This is a genomic window from Stenotrophomonas maltophilia group sp. RNC7, assembly GCF_030910085.1.
GTDB classification, from domain to species: domain Bacteria; phylum Pseudomonadota; class Gammaproteobacteria; order Xanthomonadales; family Xanthomonadaceae; genus Stenotrophomonas; species Stenotrophomonas sepilia.
This window is the reverse complement of record NZ_JAVFVN010000706.1, coordinates 1-20,368: the sequence shown is the minus strand read 5'-3', so window position 1 is coordinate 20,368 and position 20,368 is coordinate 1. Positions and strand designations below refer to the sequence as shown.

The following is a 20,368-nucleotide window of genomic DNA, read 5'->3' as shown; positions in this document are numbered from 1 at the left end:
GACCGGCAGCCTGTTCAACCCAGCGCCCTTTCCAGATCCACCTGCAGATCCCCCAGTTCCTCCACCCCCACGCTCAGCCGCACCAGTGCATCACTGATCCCCAGCTGCTCCCGACGCGCCACCGGAATCGAAGCATGCGTCATCACCGCCGGATGGTTGACCAGGCTTTCCACGCCGCCCAGCGATTCGGCCAGAGTGAACAGTTCGGTGTTCTCGCAGAAACGCTTGGCCGCTTCGAAACCGCCCTTGAGCACGATCGAGACGATGCCGCCGTAGCCGGCCATCTGCTTGCCCGCCAGCTCGTGCTGCGGGTGCGAGGGCAGGCCCGGGTAGATCACCTTCTCCACCGCCGGGTGCTTGTCCAGCCACTGGGCCAGCGCCAGCGCGTTGGCGCAGTGCGCCTTCATGCGCAGCGGCAGGGTCTTCAGGCCACGCAGGGCCAGGAAGCTGTCGAACGGGCCCTGCACGCCACCCACCGAGTTCTGCAGGAAGGCCATCTGCTCGGCCAGTTCGGCGTTGTCGCCGACCACGACCATGCCACCGACCATGTCCGAGTGGCCGTTGAGGTACTTGGTGGCCGAATGCAGGACCAGGTCGGCGCCCAGTTCCAGCGGGCGCTGCAGCATCGGCGAGGCGAAGGTGTTGTCCACCACCACGATCAGGCCATGGCGCTTGGCGATGGCAGCCACCGCGGCGATGTCCACGATCTTCAGCATCGGGTTGGTCGGGGTTTCAATCCAGACCATCTTCGTCTTCGGCGTGATCGAGGCTTCAAAGGCCGCCAGATCGGTCAGGTCGACGAAGCTGAAGTCCAGCCCGGCGGTACGGCGGCGCACGCGCTCGAACAGGCGGAAGCTGCCGCCGTAGATGTCGTCCATCGCCACCACGTGGCTGCCGGCGTCCAGCAGCTCGATCACCGTCGAGCTGGCCGCCATGCCCGAGGCGAAGGCGAAGCCACGGGTGCCGCCTTCCAGCGAGGCCACGCAGCGCTCATAGGCAAAGCGCGTCGGGTTGTGGGTACGCGAGTACTCAAAGCCCTGATGCTCGCCCGGGCTGGACTGGGCATAGGTCGAGGTGGCGTAGATCGGCGGCATCACCGCGCCGGTGCTGGGATCGGGCGACTGGCCGCCGTGGATGGCCAGCGTGGCCAGGGCCAGCGCGCGATCGGGCGAAGAGGAGTTGGACATGTCGTTTCCTGAATGGCGCCGACGTGCGGCGCCGTCAAAGGATCGGGAGTCTATCAGCGCGGCCTTAACGACCTTTGACGCGGATAAACCGGGATTCAGCGGTGAACGGCAGCGATCAGCGGCCTATTGCACGCGACGGCGCAGATAGTTCAGCAGGTCGATGCGGGTGATCAGGCCGAGGAAGGCGTCACCGTCCATCACGATCGCCACCTGCCCGCGGTCGAACACCGGCAGCAGGGCCTCGATCGGCGACTTCACGTCCAGCCGGTCCAGCTTGCTGACCATCGCGGTGGCCACGGTGTCGCGGAAGCGCGCTTCGTCGCCGTAGACATGCAGCAGCACGTCACTTTCATCGACGATGCCGACCAGCTGGTCACCGTCCATCACCGGCAGCTGCGACACGTCGTACAGCTTCATGCGCTGGTAGGCGGTGGTCAACAGGTCGTTCGGGCCGATCACCACCGTGTCGCGCTGGCCGTACGGGCGCAGGATCAGGTCGCGCAGGTCGCCATGCTGCGGGCGCTCCAGGAAGCCGTTGTCCAGCATCCAGTAGTCGTTGTACATCTTCGACAGGTACTTGTTGCCGGTATCGCAGACCAGCACCAGCACCTTCTTCGGCGTGGTCTGCTCCTTGCAGTACTTCAGCGCCGCGGCCAGCAGGGTGCCGGTGGACGAACCGCCGAGGATGCCTTCCTTGCCCAGCAGCTCGCGCGCGGTGTGGAAACTCTCGGCATCGCTGATGGCATAAGCCTTCTTGACACGGCTGAAGTCGGAGATCGAGGGCAGGAAGTCCTCGCCGATGCCTTCCACCAGCCAGCTGCCCGACTTGTCGTTGAGCACGCCATCGTTGATGTATTCGGCCAGGATCGAGCCGACCGGATCGGCCAGCACCAGCTCGGTCTTCGGCGACAGCTTGGCGAACGCGCGCGACAGGCCGGTCATGGTGCCGGAGCTGCCGCAGCCGAACACGATGGCGTCGAGGTCGCCGCCCATCTGCTCGAGGATCTCCGGGCCGGTGCCGAACTCATGCGCGGCCGGGTTGTCCGGGTTGCCGAACTGGTTGATGAAATAGGCGCCCGGGGTCTGCTCGGCGATGGTCTTGGCCAGGTCCTGGTAATACTCGGGATGGCCCTTGGCTACGTCCGAACGGGTCAGGCGCACTTCGGCGCCCATCGCCTTCAGGTTGAAGATCTTTTCGCGGCTCATCTTGTCGGGAACGACGAGGATCAGCTTGTAGCCCTTCTGCTGGGCCACCAGTGCCAGGCCCAGGCCGGTATTGCCAGCGGTACCCTCGACCAGGGTCGCCCCCGGCTTCAGGTCACCCCGCTGCTCCGCTGCCTCGATCATCGACAGACCGATGCGATCCTTGATCGAACCGCCCGGGTTGGCGCTCTCGAGCTTCAGGTAAAGCTCGCAGACGCCGGTGTCCAGGCGCTGGGCCTTGACGATCGGGGTCTGGCCGATGAGTTCGAGGACGGAAGAATGGATGGGCATTCGGAGGACTTTCGATTCGCGCCACGCAGGGCCGGACCGATGATTATCCGACGGATGGCGCTGAATGTCAGGTCGGCGCGGAGATGCCGCCCGCCGGCCCCGTAAAGGGATGCGGGCGGCCCCGGATCGACGAGGAGACCGGTACCGCCCGCATCGGTGAGTGGTGCCTGCAGGCCAAGGCACCACCGCCTGTGGTGCCTTGGCGCGGCCGCCTCATCGGCGGTGCCGCGATGCCGGGGCAGGAGCGCCCGGCGGGGCCATCGATGGCCGGGTCACGCCGTTCCGGGCGCGACGGAGTGCGTCAAAGCGTGGGGGACGTCGTTGGGAGCGGTGTTTCGTACATTCGCAGAAGACGTTGCTTGGCCAGCAGCTTCTCACGCTTCATGCGACCCAGGGTGACATCATCGATCGGGAGTACACCCAACTCCGCGTCCATGCACTTCTTGTTCAACTTGCGGTGCTGGTCATGGAGTGCCCTGAACTCCGGATCACGCGCGCGACGGGCGTCGATCTCGCTCTGGGGCTGATCTTCAAACATGATGGACCTCCTTCGACAGATACGCGAACGCCCCGGCCGCAAGGCACGGGGCGTTGTTCATGGAGGAGTGCCGGTCGATGGCCACCTGGACGCCTGCAACGACCTGCGGCACTGGCCTGCGCACGTCGATCTGCTGCGGTTCGCGCCCTGCTTGCATCGGCCCGGCCCTCCCATCGTCCGGTCCGCGGCATTGCGTCCCGGACGATTGACCCTACGCCTGCTCAAGGCGGGGTACAAGACCCCTGCGTCAAAAAGACCGAACCCCGCCGGGGCGGGGTTCAGGCTGAATGCTCATCGCAACGAAAAACAAACAATATCAAGCAATTACGGCGCGATGATGACCTCGGCAGAGCGCGCCCGGGTGGACGCAGCCTTCTTGCCGCTGACCTGGATCCGGTTGCTGGCGACACCACCTGCGATCAGGGCGTCGCGCAGCGCTTCGGCACGCTTCTGGCCCACGCCGTTGGCACTGTCGTAGGCCTCGATGCGCAGGCGCCCCTTCTTGCCGATGTTCAGGTACTCGGCCAGGGCCTTGGCCTGGTTGCGCGCGCCGCCGGACAGGCTGGAGGCGCCTGCGGCGAACGCGTCACCCCCGAAGGTGAAGACCTCACCGCGAGCGTCGAACTTCGAACCGGGCAGCTTCTGCCCGGACACCAGCTCGGCTTCCTCGCGGGCCAGCCTGGCAGCGTTCTGCTGGGCAGCGCTCAGCCGCTGCTGCTGCTTGCCGGCCACGCTGGTCAGGGCATTCTCGGCGTCCTGGCGGGCCAGGGTCTCGGCCTCGGCCGCCTGGCGCAGGCGTTCGGCCTCTTCGGCCTGCATCTGCGCCTGCATGCGCAGCTGCTCGGCTTCCTGGCGGGCACGGGCGGCATCGCGGCGGCTGGCCTCGATCAGCAGGTCGCTGCGGGTACGCTCCAGACGGTCGACCTCGCGCGCGGCCAGCGCGGTGCGCACGGCGGTCTCGGCAATCTCCACCCGGCGCTCGGCCAGATAGGTGGCCAGCTCCTGGTCGCGGCGCTTGGCCTTGTCCAGGGTGGCGATCGCCTGCTGCGCCTGCATGCGCTCGAAGGCGCCCAGCTCAGCGGTATCGGGGTTGGCCTGGATGGCCATCAGGCGCTGGCTCAGCTGCGCCACCATCGGGTTGTCGGCGGCCGTGGCCAGGGTCGGCAGCGCCAGCAGCGCGGCCAGGGTTGCGGCGGTCATCGGCTTCACCGGCGGTCCTCCCCGGTCGACAGCTGGCGTTGCAGCTGGTTGACCTCGTTGCGGCGCAGCTGCAGCTGCGCGGTGACGGTGGCTTCCTCACTACGGACGCGGGCCAGGTCGGCATCGGCGGCAGCGCGCAGGGCCATCGCCGGGGCGTTCTTGCGCTCGCGGCGGTCGCCGGCGGCGCGCTGGGCCTGCTCCAGCCCCTGCCGGGCCAGCCCGATCAGGTCCGGGGCGTACTGGTCGGCATCGGCCTGGGTGGCCTTGTCGACCGCCTGCCGGGCCTGCGCCAGTTCCAGGGCAGCGTCCTGCGCCCAGGCGGGGGCAGACAGTGCGAATGCAAACGCCATCACATACAGGCCATGGCGCATTCGTGCGAAGCTAAGTCGTTTCATTGGGGAGGCCGTACCGGTTGTCGGTTCACGGCCATTGTCGTCAAGCCGACACCGTGCTGGCAACGGGCGTCGGCCGTTTCGTTGGGGAAAATTCGCAATGGATATCGGCTACTTCCTGAAGCTGATGACCGAAAAGAACGCTTCGGACATGTTTCTGACCACCGGGGCACCGGTCTACATCAAGATCGAGGGGAAGCTCTATCCGCTGGGCAACACCGGCCTGCCGCCGGGCATGGTCAAGAAGATCGCCTACTCGCTGATGGACGAGGGCCAGGTGCCGCAGTTCGAGCGCGAGCTGGAGCTCAACATGGCCATCGCCCTGCCCGATGCCGGGCGCTTCCGCGTCAACGTGTTCAAGCAGCGGGGCGAGGTCGGCATGGTCATCCGCGCCATCCGCAGCCGCATCCCGAGCATCGAGGAGCTGAACCTGCCGCAGGTGCTGAAGGACGTCATCATGACCCCGCGCGGGCTGGTGCTGGTGGTGGGGTCCACCGGCTCCGGCAAGTCGACTTCGCTGGCGTCGATGATCGACCACCGCAACAGCACCACCACCGGTCACATCCTCACCATCGAGGATCCGATCGAGTACCTGCACAAGCACAAGATGTCGATCGTCAACCAGCGCGAGGTCGGCCTGGACACCCATGCCTTCCACAACGCGCTGAAGAACGCGATGCGTGAAGCGCCGGACGTGATCCTGATCGGCGAGATCCTGGATGCGGAAACGATGGAGGCGGCAATCGCCTTCGCCGAGACCGGCCACCTGTGCCTGGCGACCCTGCACTCCAACAATGCCGACCAGACCATCGAGCGCATCCTCAACTTCTTCCCGGAAAGCGCGCACAAGAACGTGCTGATGAACCTGGCACTGAACCTGCGTGCGGTGATCAGCCAGCGCCTGGTGAAGAACAAGGAGGGCCGTCGCCTGCCGGCCACCGAGGTGCTGATCAACACGCCGATGATCCGCGACCTGCTGCGCCGCGGCCAGGTGCACGAAATCAAGGCGGCGATGGAAGCCTCGCTGGAGGAAGGCATGGAGAGCTTTGACCAGTGCCTGTTCCGGCTGGCCAAGGCCGGCATCATCGAGCAGGAGGAAGCGCTGCGCGCGGCCGACTCGCGCGATGGCCTGGCCCTGAAGTTCCGCCTGTCCGAAGGCAGCAGCGGCGAGCACGACCCGTACGCGGATTTCTCGGCGGGCGCACCCAGCATCACCCACGGCTTCTGATCCCACGAAAAAGGGGACGGAGGGGATCAAGTCGTTTGTGCACTTGCGACTTGATCCCCTCCGTCCCTCTTTTCTGAAGAATTCAGGGGCGGTCTCATCCAATGAGACCGCTCATCCGTAGGTTTCCTCAATGGAAACCATCCGCAAGCTGGCCATTCTGGCTGATGCCGCCAAGTACGATGCCTCCTGCGCCTCCAGCGGTTCGGGCAAGCGTGACTCACGCGCCAGCGGCAGCATCGGCAGCATCGGCAGCACCGAGGGCATGGGCATCTGCCACAGCTACACGCCCGATGGCCGCTGCGTTTCGTTGCTGAAGATCCTGCTGACCAACTTCTGCGTCTACGACTGCGCCTATTGCGTGAACCGGGTTTCCAGCAACGTGCCCCGTGCGCGTTTCAGCGTGGATGAGGTGGTCACGCTCACCCTGGACTTCTACAAGCGCAACTACATCGAGGGCCTGTTCCTGTCCAGCGGCATCATCCGCAATGCGGACTACACCATGGAACAGATGGTGGAAGTGGCCCGGCAGCTGCGCGAAGAACACCGCTACGCCGGCTACATCCACCTCAAGACCATTCCCGAGGCCTCGCCGGAACTGCTGGCCAGTGCCGGGCGCTATGCCGACCGCCTGTCCATCAACGTGGAACTGCCGACCGAAGCCGGCCTGAGCGCCTTGGCGCCGGAGAAGACGGTTCATTCCATCCGTGGCGCGATGGGGGAGCTGCGCTGGCGCATCGAGGAAGCCAAGGAAGCTCGCAAGGCCCCCGCAGCGGTGGCACCGACGGCCAGCCGCAGCACTCGCCCGCGCCCTCCCCGTTTCGCACCGGCCGGGCAGAGCACCCAGATGATCGTCGGCGCGGACGGGGCAAACGACCGGCAGATCCTGGCCAGCGCCGACAGCCTGTACGGCAACTACCGCATGCGCCGGGTCTACTACTCCGCGTTCAGCCCGATTCCGGACGCCAGCCGGCAATTGCCACTGCAGCCGCCACCGCTGCAGCGCGAACATCGCCTTTACCAGGCTGACTGGCTGCTGCGCTTCTACGGGTACGGCGTGGATGAGATTACCGATACCACCCAGGACGGCATGCTCGACCTGGATATCGACCCGAAGATGGCCTGGGCGATCCGCCACCCCGAGCGCTTTCCGGTCGATCTGAACCGGGCACCGAAGGAGATGCTGCTGCGCGTGCCCGGCCTTGGCGTGCGCAACGTCAAGCGCGTGCTGATGGCACGCCGTCACGGGCGGCTGCGCGTGGCCGACCTCGCGCGCCTGAAGGCACCGATGAGCAAGCTGCTGCCGTTCGTGCTGCTGGCCGACCATCACCCGCGCAAAGCACTGGACGACCCGGCGGCGCTGCGCGCGCAGCTGGCCCCGCCGCCGCGACAGGGGTCGCTGTTCGATGCCCCGTCCGCGGCCTGACGCGCAGCGCTGGTCGCTGCGGGTGGATCCGCCATGGTCGCTGGAGGCCTGGCGCAGCGGTGCGCGCGAAGCCCTGCTGCGCGGCGTCGCGCCGGAGCAGCTGGACTGGCTCGAGGGCAGCGACGCATCACTGCTGGACGCGCCCGCGGTCACCTCGGCGCCCGCACAGGCCGATGCTGGCGCACCGACGGTACCGCGCGACTTCCTGGAACTGGCGGCCACCTGCCTGTGCCATCGCGACGGACAACGCATGGCCCTCCTGTACCGGTTGCTGTGGCGCATCGCCCATGGCGAACGCTCGGTGCTGTCAAACCCTGCCGATGCCGACGTACTGAGGGCGATGGCCATGGCACAGGCGGTCCGCCGCGACACGCACAAGATGAAGGCATTCGTGCGCTTCCGCGAAGTGCCTGGCCAGCCTGATGCATTCATCGCCTGGTTCGAGCCACAGCACCACATCGTCGACCGGGTCGCGCCGTTCTTCGCGCGCCGTTTCACCGGCATGCGCTGGGCCATCCTCACGCCTTCGCGCAGCGTCGCCTGGGATGGGCAGGCGCTTGCCTTCGGCCCCGGTGCACGGCGCGAGGATGCCCCGGCCGAGGATGCACGCGAGTCGCTGTGGCAGACCTACTACGCCAGCATCTTCAATCCGGCCCGGCTCAACACGCGGATGATGATGCAGGAGATGCCGGCCAAGTACTGGCGCCACCTGCCTGAAGCCCGATTGCTGCCACGCCTGGTGCGCGACGCCGCCGACCGCGTGCAGGAAATGCATGACCGTCCCGCGCAGGCACCGCAACGCAGGATTCCGCTGCGAGCGAACCCTCCGGCATCGGCAGCCGAAGCCAGCAGCCTGGACAATCTGCGCGGACAGGCCAGCGCCTGCCGCCAGTGCCCGTTGTGGGAGCAGGCCACGCAGACCGTGTTCGGGCAGGGGCCTGCCGATGCGCGGGTGATGCTGGTCGGAGAGCAACCCGGTGACACCGAAGATCTGCGTGGGCAGCCATTTGCAGGACCTGCCGGCCAGGTGCTGGACCGCGCATTGGCGGAACTGGGGATCGATCGCGCCACGCTGTACCTCACCAACGCGGTGAAGCACTTCCACCATGAGCGGCGCGGCAAGGTGCGGCTGCACAAGCGGCCGGAGAGCCGTCACATCCAGGCCTGCCGGCCCTGGTTGATGGGTGAGATCGCGCGCGTGCGGCCGCAGGTGATTGTGTTCCTGGGCGCGACAGCGGCAGCCTCGGTATTCGGTCGAGATTTCGACCTCTCACGCGACCGCGGACGCTGGCACACCCTCGAGGACGGCACCCGCGGCTACGCCACGGTGCACCCGGCGTGGGTGCTGCGGCAGACCGACGATGCACGCCGCGAGGCCGGCTATCGGCTGTTCCGGGAAGACCTTCGGCAGATGTTGCGAGGGGATGGGGCATCCGCCGGGCATGGCCCGGCGCTACCACGGACCGGGGACCGGTAGCGCCGGGCCGCGCCCGGCGAGCGAAGCGGCCCGTCAGGCAGCGTCGGGCTGGTTTTCCGGGCGTGCGCGGTCGAAGGCGTCCAGCGCCTGGCAGGCCGCTTCGATGCGGCGCAGGGTCGGGTACGGCGTCAGGTCCAGGCCGAAACGGTGGGCGTTGTACAGCTGCGGCAACAGGCAGATGTCGGCCAGGCCAGGACGGTCGCCGTGGCAGAAGGTGCCGGTGTCGCGGCTGTTGGCCAGCATCGCTTCCATCGCGTCAAAGCCTTCGGCGATCCAGTGCAGGGTCCACTGCGTGCGGGCGTCGGCAGGCAGCTGCAGGTCGCGTTCCAGGTACTGCATCACCCGCAGGTTGTTGATCGGATGGATATCGCAGGCCACAAGCTGCGCCAGCGCCCGCACCCGTGCGCGGCCCGCAGCATCGGCCGGCAGCAGCGGCACCTGTGGGAAGCGCTCTTCCAGGTACTCGATGATCGCCAGCGACTGGGTCAGCGTGTGCCCATCATGCAGCAGGGTCGGCACCAGCTGCTGCGGATTGAGCGCACGATAAGCCTCATGGTGCTGCTCGCCACCGTCGCGCACCAGATGCACCGGCCGCGCCTCCCAGGCCAGGCCCTTCAGCTCCAGGCCGATGCGCACGCGGTAGGCGGCGCTGGATCGCCAGTAGGTGTACAGCACGATGCCGTCGTCGACCGGAATCTCCATCGCCGCCTCCATGCTCAGGGCTTGGCCGCCTGTTCGATGCGCTGCTCGATCGCACCGAAGATGCTGTTGCCGGCAGCGTCGAGCATCTCGATGCGGACCACGTCGCCGAAGGACATGAACGGCGTGCTCGGCTTGCCGTCACGCAGGGTCTCGACCACGCGCTGCTCGGCGAAGCACGAGGCACCCTTGCTGGTGTCTTCATTGGCGATGGTGCCCGAGCCGACGATGGTGCCTGCACCCAGCGGGCGGGTCTTGGCCGCATGCGCGACCAGCTGGGCGAAGTTGAACTGCATGTCCACGCCCGCCTCCGGCGCACCGAACCACTGGCCGTTGATGTGGGTCAGCAGCGGCAGGTGCACCTTGCTGTCCTGCCACGCAGCACCCAGCTCATCGGGGGTGACGAACACCGGCGACAGCGCCGAACGCGGCTTGGACTGCAGGAAGCCGAAGCCCTTGGCCAGCTCGCCCGGGATCAGGTTGCGCAGCGAGACATCGTTGACCAGGCCGACCAGCTGGATGTGGCCGGCGGCCTGTTCGGGGGTGGCCGCCATCGGCACGTCGTCGGTGATCACCACGATCTCCGCTTCCAGGTCGATGCCGTAGTCCTCGCTGACCACCTTGACCGCATCGCGCGGGCCGTAGAACCCCGCACTGGTGGCCTGGTACATCAGCGGGTCGGTGTAGAAGCTCTCCGGCACCTCGGCGCCACGGGCGCGGCGCACGCGCTCGACGTGCGGCAGGTAGGCGCTGCCGTCGACGAATTCATAGGCACGCGGCATCGGTGCGGCCAGCGCCTGCGGATCGAGGTCGAACACGCCATCGGCGTCGCCAGCGTTGAGCGATTCGTACAGGGCGTTCAGGCGCGGTGCGATGTGGCTCCAGTCCTCCAGAGCCTGCTGCAGGGTGGCGGCAATGCCGGTGGCGCGCACGCCGTGGCGCAGGTCACGCGAGACGACGATCAGGGTGCCGTCGCGGCCGCCTTCCTTCAAAGAACCAAGCTTCATGATGGGTGGGTGTCCGGAGTCGTGGGCAAACAAGTTTCAAGTGTAATCAAATCTGCGGCGACGCCAAGCTGCAGCGCGGCATCGGCCCACCCTACCGTAGTGGGGGTCGGCAGGGCTTGCAGCCCTGCACCTGCAGAAGCAACGGCAACGTCAAAAGCCTGCATTCCGTGGGATGGCGGGGCGGTGTGGGTGGGCAGGACACGCCGTAAACCCATCCCTGGGAGCTCGATGGCGCCATCCATGGCGCCAACGGTCCTGCCCGCCCACACCGCCCCACCCCCGACAGGTTCCCAATGACTGATCGAACATCCACATCATTCATCGTCGAGATCCGTCAGACACCGAAATTGATCGAATGAGATTCGACAGATCGCGGAAAACTGTCGAAGGCGGGGTGAGTCCGGTGACAGGGGCGTGAGCCGCATGGATGCGGCGACCGAGCTTACATGGACGTACTTGCAGCGCCCCCTGCCACCGGACCCACCCCGCCTGCCCACAGGAAGCCGGCCTTTGACGTTGCTTCAGCCTCTGCGGGTGCAGGGCGCAGCCCTGCAGAGAGAACCCCTTACCTGAACGGGGCTTTTTGCGCGAGGTCTCAGCCATCGGTTAGACTAGGCAGGTCTGCAGCGGCCGTCCGTTTCCCTTCGGGATCGCCGGCGACCAGGGTCCGCCCTCTTCGCCCGCCCCCACTCCGACGCCGTTCGTCACGCATTCCAGCCTGCGCTTCGTGCCGGCTGCACCCAACTTCTCGCAGCGCGGTTCACGGGAACGCTCCGAGTCAGCCGATCACTTTGATCTGCCCCCGTCTGTCCGCTCGGACAGGCGTTTCTTGTACCTGGAGCAATCTCAATGTCTTTTGAATCGTTGGGCCTGGCGCCCTTCCTGCTGCGTGCGCTTGCCGAGCAGGGCTACGAAACCCCGACCCCGATCCAGCAGCAGGCGATCCCGCTGGCGCTGGCCGGTCGCGACCTGCTGGCCGGCGCACAGACCGGTACCGGCAAGACCGCCGCGTTCGGCCTGCCGCTGCTGCAGCACCTGGGCACCGCCTCGCAGGAAGTGCGTGCCGGTCCGCGCAAGCCGCGTGCGCTGATCCTGGCCCCGACCCGCGAACTGGCCACCCAGGTGCATGACAGCCTGCGCGGCTACAGCAAGTACCTGCGCATTCCCAGCGCCTGCATCTACGGCGGCGTCGGCATGGGCAACCAGCTGGACATCCTGCGCCGTGGCGTGGACCTGCTGGTGGCCTGCCCGGGCCGCCTGATCGACCACCTGGAGCGTCGCAGTGTCGACCTGTCCGGCATTGAACTGCTGGTGCTGGATGAAGCCGACCGCATGCTCGACATGGGCTTCCTGCCGTCGATCAAGCGCATCCTGGCCAAGCTGCCGAAGCAGAACCGCCAGACCCTGCTGTTCTCGGCCACCTTCGAGGACAACATCCGTCAGCTGGCGCTGGAGTTCATGCGCAACCCGGAACAGATCCAGGTGACGCCGAAGAACACCGTGGCCGAAACCATCACCCATCGCGTGCATCCGGTCGATGCCGGCCGCAAGCGCGACCTGCTGCTGCACCTGCTGGCGCAGGACAGCCGCGAGCAGACCCTGGTGTTCGCCCGTACCAAGCACGGCAGCGACAAGCTGGCCACGTTCCTGGAAAAGTCGGGCATCAAGACCGCGGCGATCCATGGCAACAAGAGCCAGGGCCAGCGCCTGCGTGCGCTGGGCGACTTCAAGGCCGGCCGCGTGACCGTGCTGGTGGCCACCGACATCGCTGCGCGCGGCATCGACATCAACGAGCTGCCGAAGGTGATCAACTTCGACCTGCCGATGGTGGCTGAGGACTACGTGCACCGCATCGGCCGTACCGGCCGCAACGGCGCCACCGGCCAGGCGATCTCCCTGGTGGCGCAGGATGAAGTGAAGCTGCTGCGCGCGATCGTGCGCCTGCTGGGCCGCGACATGGACATCCGCGATGTGCCGGGCTTCGAGCTGCAGACGCCGATCCGCTGGGGCAACAGTGCGCCGGGCAAGGCCGAGCACGATACCGGCGAGCGCGCACCGCGCAAGAGCCACGCACGCCGTCCGCACGGTGATGCGCCGCGCCATGCGCATGCCGGCCCGAAGAAGGCCGGTGGTGGCCGTCGCGAGGGCGGTGGCAACGGCCAGCAGCGCGCGGGTGCAGGCGCCGGTCAGGGCCAGCGTCGTGGCGGTGGCGGTAATGGTGGCGGCCGTGGCCGCGGCCAGGGCGGCGGTGGCGGCGGTCGCGCCGGCTGATCACAGCTGACAGCTGTTGTGCTTCCCGTTGCGCGGGAGGCTATCGAGGGACGGCGCTGACGCGCCGTCCTTTTTTGTTGCTGGCTACCGGGTGATGAAGCACGCGGTGGCGGTACCGAGGGCGGATGGGCATGGGGGCAGCGCAGAACACGCTGTAAATACGTCCATGTAAGCTCAATGGCGCCATCCATGGCGCCAACGGTTCTGCGCTGCCCCCATGCCCATCCGCTTCAAGCATTGCCTGCGCCTTCTTCTCCCGCCGGGTAGCCGGGAGAAGAAAGATCAAATTCAAATTCAAATTCAAATTCAAATTCAAGTTCAAAGGCAAAAGCCGAAGTCGCAATTCCTGGCTGTGCTTTTGCCCTTGCTCCCGTCTTGGGGTCTGATGCGTCCGCGCCCGCAGGGAACCGTCGAGGGGAGGCCGGGCGGGCTGCGCAGGACCGTGAGGCGCATGGATGCGCCGATCGAGCTTACATGGACGTATTTACAGCGTGTCCTGCGCAGCCCGCCCGGCCTCCCCCACACGCATCAATCAAGGCGCGTAAAACCTCAACCCCGCGCTTTACTCGGATTCACCAGATTCCCGAAGAAGATTGCGTTGATCAGCAGTCGATCCGTCCCGTGCCAGTACTTGCGGTGCGCCGGATCGTCGGCGAACAGCACCACGTTGCCCTGCCCCTGCGCCGACACCAGCAACCATGCACTGCCCGCCACCCGCGTACGGTTGCGCTCGGACAGGTAACCATTCACCCGCGGTGGCGTATCAATGCGCACCACCGTCGAGAACGGATTCGTGCTCGGCTGCAGCGTCACCGTGTTCTCCTTGTTGATCGCCAGTTGCCGCCGCGGCACGCCGAACGCCAGCGGGTGGCTGGTGTCCACATCGGCGCTGAGGATGTTGCCGCTGACCCGCTCGATCGCGGCGATGTCGCGCTGGTCGCCGAACGCACGGCGGCTCTCGTCGGCAGTCTCTTCTTCCTTGCCGAGCTTCTCGCCGTCGGCGAGTTTCTGTTCGATCGCCCACTTCGAAGCACTGCCGTAGGTCACCAGTGAACCACCGGCCTGCACCCAGCGCTTCAGTGCAGCCACCGCCGCGGCATCGACGCCGGTATAGGTGCCACCGGACAGCACGATCGTGGTGTAGCGGTCCAGCGGCACCTTGCCCAGCTGCTGTGGGTCCAGCTTGCTGGCCGGAAGGTGCAGTTGCTGGTCGAGCAGGAACCAGGCAGAACCGATCTCGGTGGCGGCCACGCCCTCACCCATCACCAGCGCAACCGCGGGTTTGCGCAGCGCCTTGACGCCGTCACTGCCCAGATCGATGCCTTCGCGGCTGCGGCCACTGGACAGCGCGTGCACCTGCACACCCGCCTCGCGCGCGGCCGAAGTCACTGCCTCAAGCAGTGCCGCGCCCTGCAGCGTTTGCCCGGCAACCGGAATCACCAGGCTGCCGGCAGCGAAGCTGACGTCGCCCTGCATGGTCGCGGTGGTGAACGGCTGGAATGCCGCACGTGCGCTCACGCCTTTGCCCTGCAGCGCGGCCAGCACGCGCCCGGCGTTGTAGTCGCGCCAGTCGATCGCGTACGCGAATCCGGCCTGGCCACCCAGCACCGCGCCCTGCTCCGCCGGCAGCGCAGTCACGCGTGCGCCACCCTCGATACGGCTACGGCTGCCGGCGAACGCCACGCCGTAGGCCGGTGCGATCGCATAGCTGGTGCTGCCGTAGAACACATCCCCCTTGATTGGCGGCGTCTCGGCAAAGATCGAATGCACCAGGCGGAACTGCGCCTGCTGCACCGGCACCACGTAGGCGCTGCCGGCATCGAAGCGCTGCCCATCGACAGTGACTGCACGCTCCAGCGCGCGTACCTCGATGCGGTGCAGCAGCAACAGTTCCAGCAGGCGGCGGGTCAGTGCCGGATCATGCGCATCACCGAACACGAAGCCCTTCACCGGCTGCTGTGCGGCCTGCTTCAGCGCGCTCTGGAAGAACTGCTTCTGCAGGTCGAACAGGCCGCTGCGCTCGGTCACCGCGCCACGCACCGTGCCCAGCCCGGTGGCGACCTGGTTGCGGATGGTGAACGGGAAGGTCAGCAGGCCGTTCACCGACTCCTGCACGCGGCCACGCGAACTGGCCTGCTCGACGGTGACGCCGACCGCGCCGTGGAAGTCCGGATAGGTCGAGCCATACACCGGCGAGAAGTTGTCGAAATTCTCGCCGGTGTAGTACAGCGAACCCAAGGCATCCAGCGCCTGCGCATGGTACCTGGCCAGGGTCTTGTTGAACTCGTACGACGGCGCCGGAATCAACGGGCTGTGCATGCTCTTCGGCGAAGGCTCGAAGTAGTACGTGCTGTCCTTGCCCATTTCGTGGAAATCGATCTGCACGTTCGGGTACCACTGGTGGAACACCTCCACCTTCGGCCGTGAGTCCTGCTGGGTCAGGGCAAGCCAGTCGCGGTTGAGATCGGTGAAATAGTGGTTGGTGCGACCCTGCGGGAACGGCTCGACATGTTCCTTGTCGGCGGGGTCGGCCGACGCCGGATCGGAGGCCCAGGCATTGTGCCAGTTGGCGGCACGGTCGCGGCCGTCCGGATTCTGTGCCGGATCGAACAGCACCACCGCGTGCTGCAGCCACTGCTGGGTTTCGGCACTGCGGTTGGCCACCAGGTAGTAAGCGGTCAGCATCGCCGCCTCGGCACTGGAGGTCTCGTTGCCATGCACGCTGTAACCCAGCCACACCACCACCGGGCTGTCACCGGCCGCGCTGCGCGGTTGCGCCGGATCGACCAGGGTCGCGTGCTGCCGGCGGATCTGTTCCAGCCGCGCATGATTGCCTGCAGCGGTGACGGTGGCGATCAACAGCGGGCGGTCCTCGTAGCTGCGGCCGATCTCGCGCACGCTGATCTTGTCCGAGCGTCTGGCCAGCTCCTGAAAGTACGCCACCAGCTGGTCGTGCCGGGTGTAGCGGCTACCGATCGGGTAGCCGAGAAACTGCTCCGGCGTCGGCACCGCTGCATCGAAGGCTTCCGCATCCGTGGCCTGCGGGAAGAAATAGGCACTCTGTGCCTGCGCCGGCTGCGGGCAGGACAGTACAGTGGCGGCGGCAAGCAGCAACGGAAGAACGGCACGATGCAAGGACACGGTGACTCCCCTGGAACACAACGGCAGACAGTTGCGCGGCCCGGCCCGTCAGGTGGCCGGCCCCGGCGGGGCGAAGAACATAACCGTGGGGGCGCCAACAACAAACGAAAGACCGCCACTTTCAAAGCCCCGGGTAACCCCCCTGAAAAACACCGCAAAAATGTTGCGCGCCCGCCCCATACTGGTGGCCGCCCGCGGCGGGTGGATCAGAAGCGGTAATCGAAGCCCAGCGTGAAGTAGCGGCCGCGCAGGTCGTACTGGCTGAAGTCGTACGGCGCGCGGATGCCCGGGAACGAGGCGTCGTACGGCGGCGTCTTGTCGGCCAGGTTCTGCACCTTGGCATACAGCGTCAGCTTGTCGATGCCGGTGTAGGCCAGGTACAGGTCGTACTGGCTGTAGCTGCCGACCCGCTGCTGCACGGCCTTGGCTGCGGTGCTGGCTTCCTGGCGGTAGCTGCTGGTGTAGTACCAGGTCACGGCTGCGTTGAAATCACCGTACTTCCAGTCCAGCGTGGTGGTGGCCTTGTCCTCGGGCAGGGTCGCGCCCAGGTTGCTGCCGGCGTAGTCAACCAGCGGTCCACCGACCACGGTCGGGCGACGGTAGTCGCGCACGTGGGTGTAGGCCGAGGACACGGTGAAGTCACCCAGCGCCGCGGTCGGGATGCGCTGGCGCAGTTCGACGTCGATGCCCGAGGTCTTCAGCTCGCTCAGGTTCTGGTAGCGGTTGTAGACCGCCTGCAGCTTGCCGCGTTCATCGCGCTGCACCGCGCCGGCCACGTTGTCGTTGACCAGGGTCTGGGTGTTGTTGGTGCCGACCAGGTTGTCCAGCTGGATGCGGTAGTAGTCCACGCTCAGGTTGGTGTTGGCCCACGGCGACAGCACCACGCCGAAGTTCACGCTCCTGGTGCGCTCGGGCTTCAGCGCGTTGTTGCCAACGGTGAAGAAGGTAGGGTTCTGCCGCGAGCCCGGCACGTCAGGATCACGCGGATCGACCACGCTGCCGTAGGCGATGCTGGTGCTGTTGGAGTTCTCCGACAGCGACGGCGCACGGAAGCCCTTCGAGGCCGATGCACGTACCAGCAGGAAGTCCAGCGGCTGCCAGCGCAGGCCGATCTTCGGCGAAAAGGCATCGCCGAAATCATCGTAATGGTCGGCACGCGCGGCGGCGGACAGCTCCAGCGTCGAGGCCAGCGGGACGTTCACTTCGGCGTAGGCGGCACTGACCTGGCGCTGGCCATGTACTTCTGCGATGGCCGGGCGCACCTGCAGGCCGGCATCGATCTGCCACGGGTTGTTGGAATCGAGCTTCTCGCGGCGCCACTCGGCACCCGCGGCGAAGCCGATCTCGCCGGCCCAGGTGCGGCCCAGGCTGCCGGAAATCTTCGCATCGATGCCCTGCAGCTTGGACTCGGCCGGACGCAGCGTGGCGATGTTGATCGAATCACGCACCGACTGCGGCGTGGCTGCCGGGTCAAGCAGGTTGTAGCTGCCCGTGGACAGTGCGTTGGCCAGCGCCCAGCGGTTCGCGAAACCACCGGACACAGTCTCCCGCTCACTGCTGCGCGCACCGAATGCAGCCACTTCCCAGTCCCAGTTGGCGGTGGTGCCGCGCAGACCGAACACGCCGCGATAGGCGGTGGAGCGGTTGGTCTTGATCGTGCCGCCGAGGTCGAAGAAGGTGTACTCGATCGGGATCGCACGGCCGTACGGGTTGTACGGATTGCTGGCCGGCAGCAGCGACGACACTGGCTCGGCCAGGCCGCTGTCCGCGTTCAGTGCGAAGCGGCCGCTCTCCAGGGTGAAGAACGGGCTGCTGCCGAACCACGCGGCGCTCTTGATCTGGCTGTACAGCACTTCGCCGAAGGCCTCAACGCTGTCGTTCAGCCGGAACGTACCGTTGGCGTAGGCCTGGTAACGCTTGGTCGAGGGGATCAGCGTGGTGAACGGTGCCTGGTTGAAGCCGCAGGTATCACCGGACAGGCCATCGATCGGCGCGCTGGCAACGCGGGTGGTGCCGGCCGGGCAGTTGCCGTTGGCATCGAGCATCGGCACCGACACGCCGTTGACCAGGTAGCGTGCGCCCTTGGCCGACCAGCCGTTCCAGCGGCCACCGGGCTTGTCGGTGTAGATGCCACTGCGGGTCAGGTTGCGCTCGTCCTGGTCCAGGCGCTCGCGGTTGTAACCCTGCAGGCTGAAGAGGATGTTGTAGCCGTCGGTGTCCAGATCACCGAGGCCGCCGACGAACTTCAGGTTCTGCTCGTGCAGGCCGCCCTGGTCGGCACCGCCGAAGCTGCCGCCGATCTCGGCGCCTTCGAAGTTCTGCCGGGTGATGATGTTGACCACGCCGGCCACGGCGTCGGAACCGTATACCGCCGAGGCGCCGTCCTTGAGCACTTCAATGCGCTCGACCGCGACCAGCGGCAGCGCATTGAGATCGACGAAGGTGTCGGACAGGCCACCGGCCGGGAAACCGTAGTTGGCCAGGCGGCGGCCGTTGAGCAGGACCAGCGTGTTCTTCTGCGAGAGGCCGCGCAGGCCGATGCCGGCCGAGCCGGACGCCCAGCCGTTGTTGGTGGTTTCGTTGGCGGCGTTGCCGGTGTTGGCCGAGATCGAACGCAGCACGTCGGCCACGGTGGCCTTGCCGGTCTGTTCCAGCTGCTGGCGACCGATCACCTGCACCGGGTTGGAGGCCTCGGTATCGGTGCGCTTGATGTTGGAACCGGTGACACGCACGGCGGCGAGGGTATTGGCGTCACCAACGGCGTCGGCGGAGGTTTCGGCGGCGGCGGACAAAGGCGCGGCCAGAGCGACGGCCAAGGCCGCCACGAGCAGGGTGTGCTTGGGCATGACGATGTGGGGAGGTGGTAAGGACGACGAAGTTCCGCAGTAGTCCATGCCTGGCCCGGGTCCGGCCAATAACATCTCTTCATACGGATATAAGAGAAACTATCATCTCTTCATCCGGATGGAAAGAGTTACTTCACGAAAGCCCGACATCCACTCAGGATGGCCGGCCACCTGCGGCGTACAATTGCGCCATGGAAATCTTCAAAGTCTTCATGCTCGAGGCGGCGCACCGCCTTCCCAACGTGCCGCCGGGGCACAAGTGCGCGCGCCTGCACGGCCACTCGTTCCGGGTGGAACTGAAGGTCGAGGGCGAGCCCGGCGCGCAGACCGGCTGGATCATGGACTTCGGCGACGTCAAGGCGGCCTTCCAGCCCATCTATGACCGCCTGGACCATCACTACCTCAACGACATCCCCGGCCTGGAGAACCCGACCAGCGAGAACCTGGCGGTGTGGATCTGGAACGAACTCAAGCCCAGCCTGCCGGCGCTGAGCGAGATCACCGTACACGAAACCTGCACCTCCGGCTGCCGCTACCGCGGTCCGACAGCCTGATCAACCCATTGATCTGAAAGGTTTTTCAAAGGCGCCCTGAGCGCCTTTGTTATTTTTGTTGCATTGCCGCATCAAAGGCGTATGCTGCAATGCATCAAGCCACTCCCTGATGCCCCATGGCCGCCGCCTTCAGCGATCGCTTCAGTGATGCCACCCGCCAGCTCGCCGCCGCGGCAACGCGTGCGAACCGGTTGGCGTTGGAGAACGCGGAAAGCATGTTCGGCGTGCAGTTGAAGGCGATGGAGCGCAACCTGACCGCGACCGGCGGCTGGCTGGGTGAACTGGCCCGCAGCGACGACGCGGCCGGGATGCTCAACAGGGGCGCACAGCTGTGGCAGGACAACCTGCAGCGGCTGGGCCAGGCCCAGCAGGATGTGGTCGGTCTCGGCCTGCAGGCCAGCAAGGCCTGGTCCGAACTGGTGCAGGGTTACAACGAATCAACGGCGGACGCGAACAGTCACTGACGCGACGCAACGCTCATTGCATGGGTCCCTCCCCCCATGCAATCCGGACCCGGCAGATCCCTCCCTCTGCCGGGTCTTTTTTTGCCTGGCTTCTGGATTGAATAGCGCTTCCTCGCTTGGACTCTCTGCGAACTGATGGGCCCCGCCGGGGCGGGCAGGGGCCTGGGCAAATGTCCCCCGGCGCCGGCCGTTGGCCGTCACCTCCTCCTTTACTTTGCCCAGGCAGGTTGCGGGGGCGTGAGCGCCATGGATGGCGCGATCGAGGCTACAGGGACGTACTTGCGCCGTCCCCCGCAACCTGAGCCACCCCGCCTCCCCTCAGGAAGCCAGCTTTTGACGTTGCTTCTGCGGGTGCAGGGCGCAGCCCTGCCAACAAACCCCACCCTCAGTAACGAGGCCGGCCTTCTTCCAGCACCTGGCGCAGGAACGGCACGGTGATCCGCCGCT

Annotated in this window: 15 protein-coding genes; 6 read left to right on the top strand and 9 right to left on the bottom strand. The window is 66.5% G+C overall.

From position 1 onward, the window contains the following. Positions 1–14: 14 nt before the first annotated feature. The 5 genes from RCF13_RS15090 to RCF13_RS15070 form a co-directional block, all read right to left on the bottom strand. The gene (locus RCF13_RS15090) at positions 15–1,187 is read right to left on the bottom strand and encodes a cystathionine gamma-synthase (RefSeq protein WP_134968548.1); all 1,173 of its coding nucleotides are present in this window, start codon (positions 1,185–1,187) and stop codon (positions 15–17) included. A 123-nt stretch (positions 1,188–1,310) separates the two neighbouring features. Further along, complete coding sequence (locus RCF13_RS15085) at positions 1,311–2,681, bottom strand: pyridoxal-phosphate dependent enzyme (protein WP_061480474.1); 1,371 nt, start codon at positions 2,679–2,681, stop codon at positions 1,311–1,313. 301 nt (positions 2,682–2,982) lie between these two features. Beyond that, on the bottom strand, positions 2,983–3,219 hold the full coding sequence (locus tag RCF13_RS15080; RefSeq protein WP_005407964.1) for a YdcH family protein: 237 nt from the start codon (positions 3,217–3,219) through the stop codon (positions 2,983–2,985). 324 nt (positions 3,220–3,543) lie between these two features. Further along, positions 3,544–4,428 carry a hypothetical protein gene (locus RCF13_RS15075; RefSeq protein WP_308141312.1) on the bottom strand — a complete coding sequence of 295 codons (885 nt, stop codon included), beginning with the start codon at positions 4,426–4,428 and terminating at the stop codon, positions 3,544–3,546. After that, complete coding sequence (locus tag RCF13_RS15070; RefSeq protein WP_005415160.1) at positions 4,425–4,790, bottom strand: DUF4398 domain-containing protein; 366 nt, start codon at positions 4,788–4,790, stop codon at positions 4,425–4,427. The genes RCF13_RS15075 and RCF13_RS15070 overlap by 4 nt, the downstream gene beginning before the upstream one ends. A gap of 121 nt (positions 4,791–4,911) precedes the next feature. On the opposite strand from RCF13_RS15070, the gene RCF13_RS15065 reads away from it, so the two are divergent. The 3 genes from RCF13_RS15065 (at position 4,912) to RCF13_RS15055 (ending at position 8,939) form a co-directional block, all read left to right on the top strand. After that, entirely contained in the window at positions 4,912–6,039 is a 1,128-nt protein-coding gene (locus tag RCF13_RS15065; protein WP_014035879.1) for a PilT/PilU family type 4a pilus ATPase, read from the top strand. A gap of 130 nt (positions 6,040–6,169) precedes the next feature. Next, entirely contained in the window at positions 6,170–7,462 is a 1,293-nt protein-coding gene (locus tag RCF13_RS15060; protein ID WP_308141311.1) for a putative DNA modification/repair radical SAM protein, read from the top strand. Next, positions 7,443–8,939 (top strand): UdgX family uracil-DNA binding protein, encoded by a 1,497-nt coding sequence (locus RCF13_RS15055; RefSeq protein WP_308141310.1) that lies wholly within the window; start codon positions 7,443–7,445, stop codon positions 8,937–8,939. The genes RCF13_RS15060 and RCF13_RS15055 overlap by 20 nt, the downstream gene beginning before the upstream one ends. Before the next feature lie 33 nt (positions 8,940–8,972). On the opposite strand, the gene maiA is transcribed toward RCF13_RS15055, so the two are convergent. Together maiA and RCF13_RS15045 are read right to left on the bottom strand one after the other, a co-directional pair. Further along, the gene (gene maiA, locus RCF13_RS15050; protein WP_308141309.1) at positions 8,973–9,641 is read right to left on the bottom strand and encodes a maleylacetoacetate isomerase; all 669 of its coding nucleotides are present in this window, start codon (positions 9,639–9,641) and stop codon (positions 8,973–8,975) included. Between the two features lie 14 nt (positions 9,642–9,655). Further along, positions 9,656–10,645 (bottom strand): fumarylacetoacetate hydrolase family protein, encoded by a 990-nt coding sequence (locus RCF13_RS15045; protein WP_065179110.1) that lies wholly within the window; start codon positions 10,643–10,645, stop codon positions 9,656–9,658. Positions 10,646–11,494: 849 nt separating this feature from the next. Here RCF13_RS15045 and RCF13_RS15040 point away from each other — a divergent pair. Continuing rightward, positions 11,495–12,916 (top strand): DEAD/DEAH box helicase, encoded by a 1,422-nt coding sequence (locus tag RCF13_RS15040; protein ID WP_061480480.1) that lies wholly within the window; start codon positions 11,495–11,497, stop codon positions 12,914–12,916. A gap of 549 nt (positions 12,917–13,465) precedes the next feature. On the opposite strand, the gene RCF13_RS15035 is transcribed toward RCF13_RS15040, so the two are convergent. Together RCF13_RS15035 and RCF13_RS15030 are read right to left on the bottom strand one after the other, a co-directional pair. After that, positions 13,466–16,057: a M14 family zinc carboxypeptidase gene (locus RCF13_RS15035; protein ID WP_308141308.1), complete on the bottom strand. Its 2,592-nt coding sequence runs from the start codon at positions 16,055–16,057 to the stop codon at positions 13,466–13,468. A gap of 206 nt (positions 16,058–16,263) precedes the next feature. Then, positions 16,264–18,903 carry a TonB-dependent receptor gene (locus tag RCF13_RS15030; RefSeq protein WP_134969141.1) on the bottom strand — a complete coding sequence of 880 codons (2,640 nt, stop codon included), beginning with the start codon at positions 18,901–18,903 and terminating at the stop codon, positions 16,264–16,266. A 191-nt stretch (positions 18,904–19,094) separates the two neighbouring features. Between RCF13_RS15030 and queD the strand changes: the two genes are divergently transcribed. Continuing rightward, complete coding sequence (queD, locus tag RCF13_RS15025) at positions 19,095–19,457, top strand: 6-carboxytetrahydropterin synthase QueD (RefSeq protein WP_005407953.1); 363 nt, start codon at positions 19,095–19,097, stop codon at positions 19,455–19,457. A gap of 116 nt (positions 19,458–19,573) precedes the next feature. Then, entirely contained in the window at positions 19,574–19,921 is a 348-nt protein-coding gene (locus RCF13_RS15020) for a phasin family protein (RefSeq protein ID WP_061480483.1), read from the top strand. The last annotated feature ends 447 nt before the right edge of the window (positions 19,922–20,368 follow it).

Coding starts and splice junctions, on each gene's coding strand:
- RCF13_RS15090 (WP_134968548.1), bottom strand. CDS start 1,187: ATGTCCAACTCCTCTTCGCCCGATCGCGCGCTGGCCCTGGCCACGCTG.
- RCF13_RS15085 (WP_061480474.1), bottom strand. CDS start 2,681: ATGCCCATCCATTCTTCCGTCCTCGAACTCATCGGCCAGACCCCGATC.
- RCF13_RS15080 (WP_005407964.1), bottom strand. CDS start 3,219: ATGTTTGAAGATCAGCCCCAGAGCGAGATCGACGCCCGTCGCGCGCGT.
- RCF13_RS15070 (WP_005415160.1), bottom strand. CDS start 4,790: ATGCGCCATGGCCTGTATGTGATGGCGTTTGCATTCGCACTGTCTGCC.
- RCF13_RS15065 (WP_014035879.1), top strand. CDS start 4,912: ATGGATATCGGCTACTTCCTGAAGCTGATGACCGAAAAGAACGCTTCG.
- RCF13_RS15060 (WP_308141311.1), top strand. CDS start 6,170: ATGGAAACCATCCGCAAGCTGGCCATTCTGGCTGATGCCGCCAAGTAC.
- RCF13_RS15055 (WP_308141310.1), top strand. CDS start 7,443: ATGCCCCGTCCGCGGCCTGACGCGCAGCGCTGGTCGCTGCGGGTGGAT.
- maiA (WP_308141309.1), bottom strand. CDS start 9,641: ATGGAGATTCCGGTCGACGACGGCATCGTGCTGTACACCTACTGGCGA.
- RCF13_RS15045 (WP_065179110.1), bottom strand. CDS start 10,645: ATGAAGCTTGGTTCTTTGAAGGAAGGCGGCCGCGACGGCACCCTGATC.
- RCF13_RS15040 (WP_061480480.1), top strand. CDS start 11,495: ATGTCTTTTGAATCGTTGGGCCTGGCGCCCTTCCTGCTGCGTGCGCTT.
- RCF13_RS15030 (WP_134969141.1), bottom strand. CDS start 18,903: ATGCCCAAGCACACCCTGCTCGTGGCGGCCTTGGCCGTCGCTCTGGCC.
- queD (WP_005407953.1), top strand. CDS start 19,095: ATGGAAATCTTCAAAGTCTTCATGCTCGAGGCGGCGCACCGCCTTCCC.
- RCF13_RS15020 (WP_061480483.1), top strand. CDS start 19,574: ATGGCCGCCGCCTTCAGCGATCGCTTCAGTGATGCCACCCGCCAGCTC.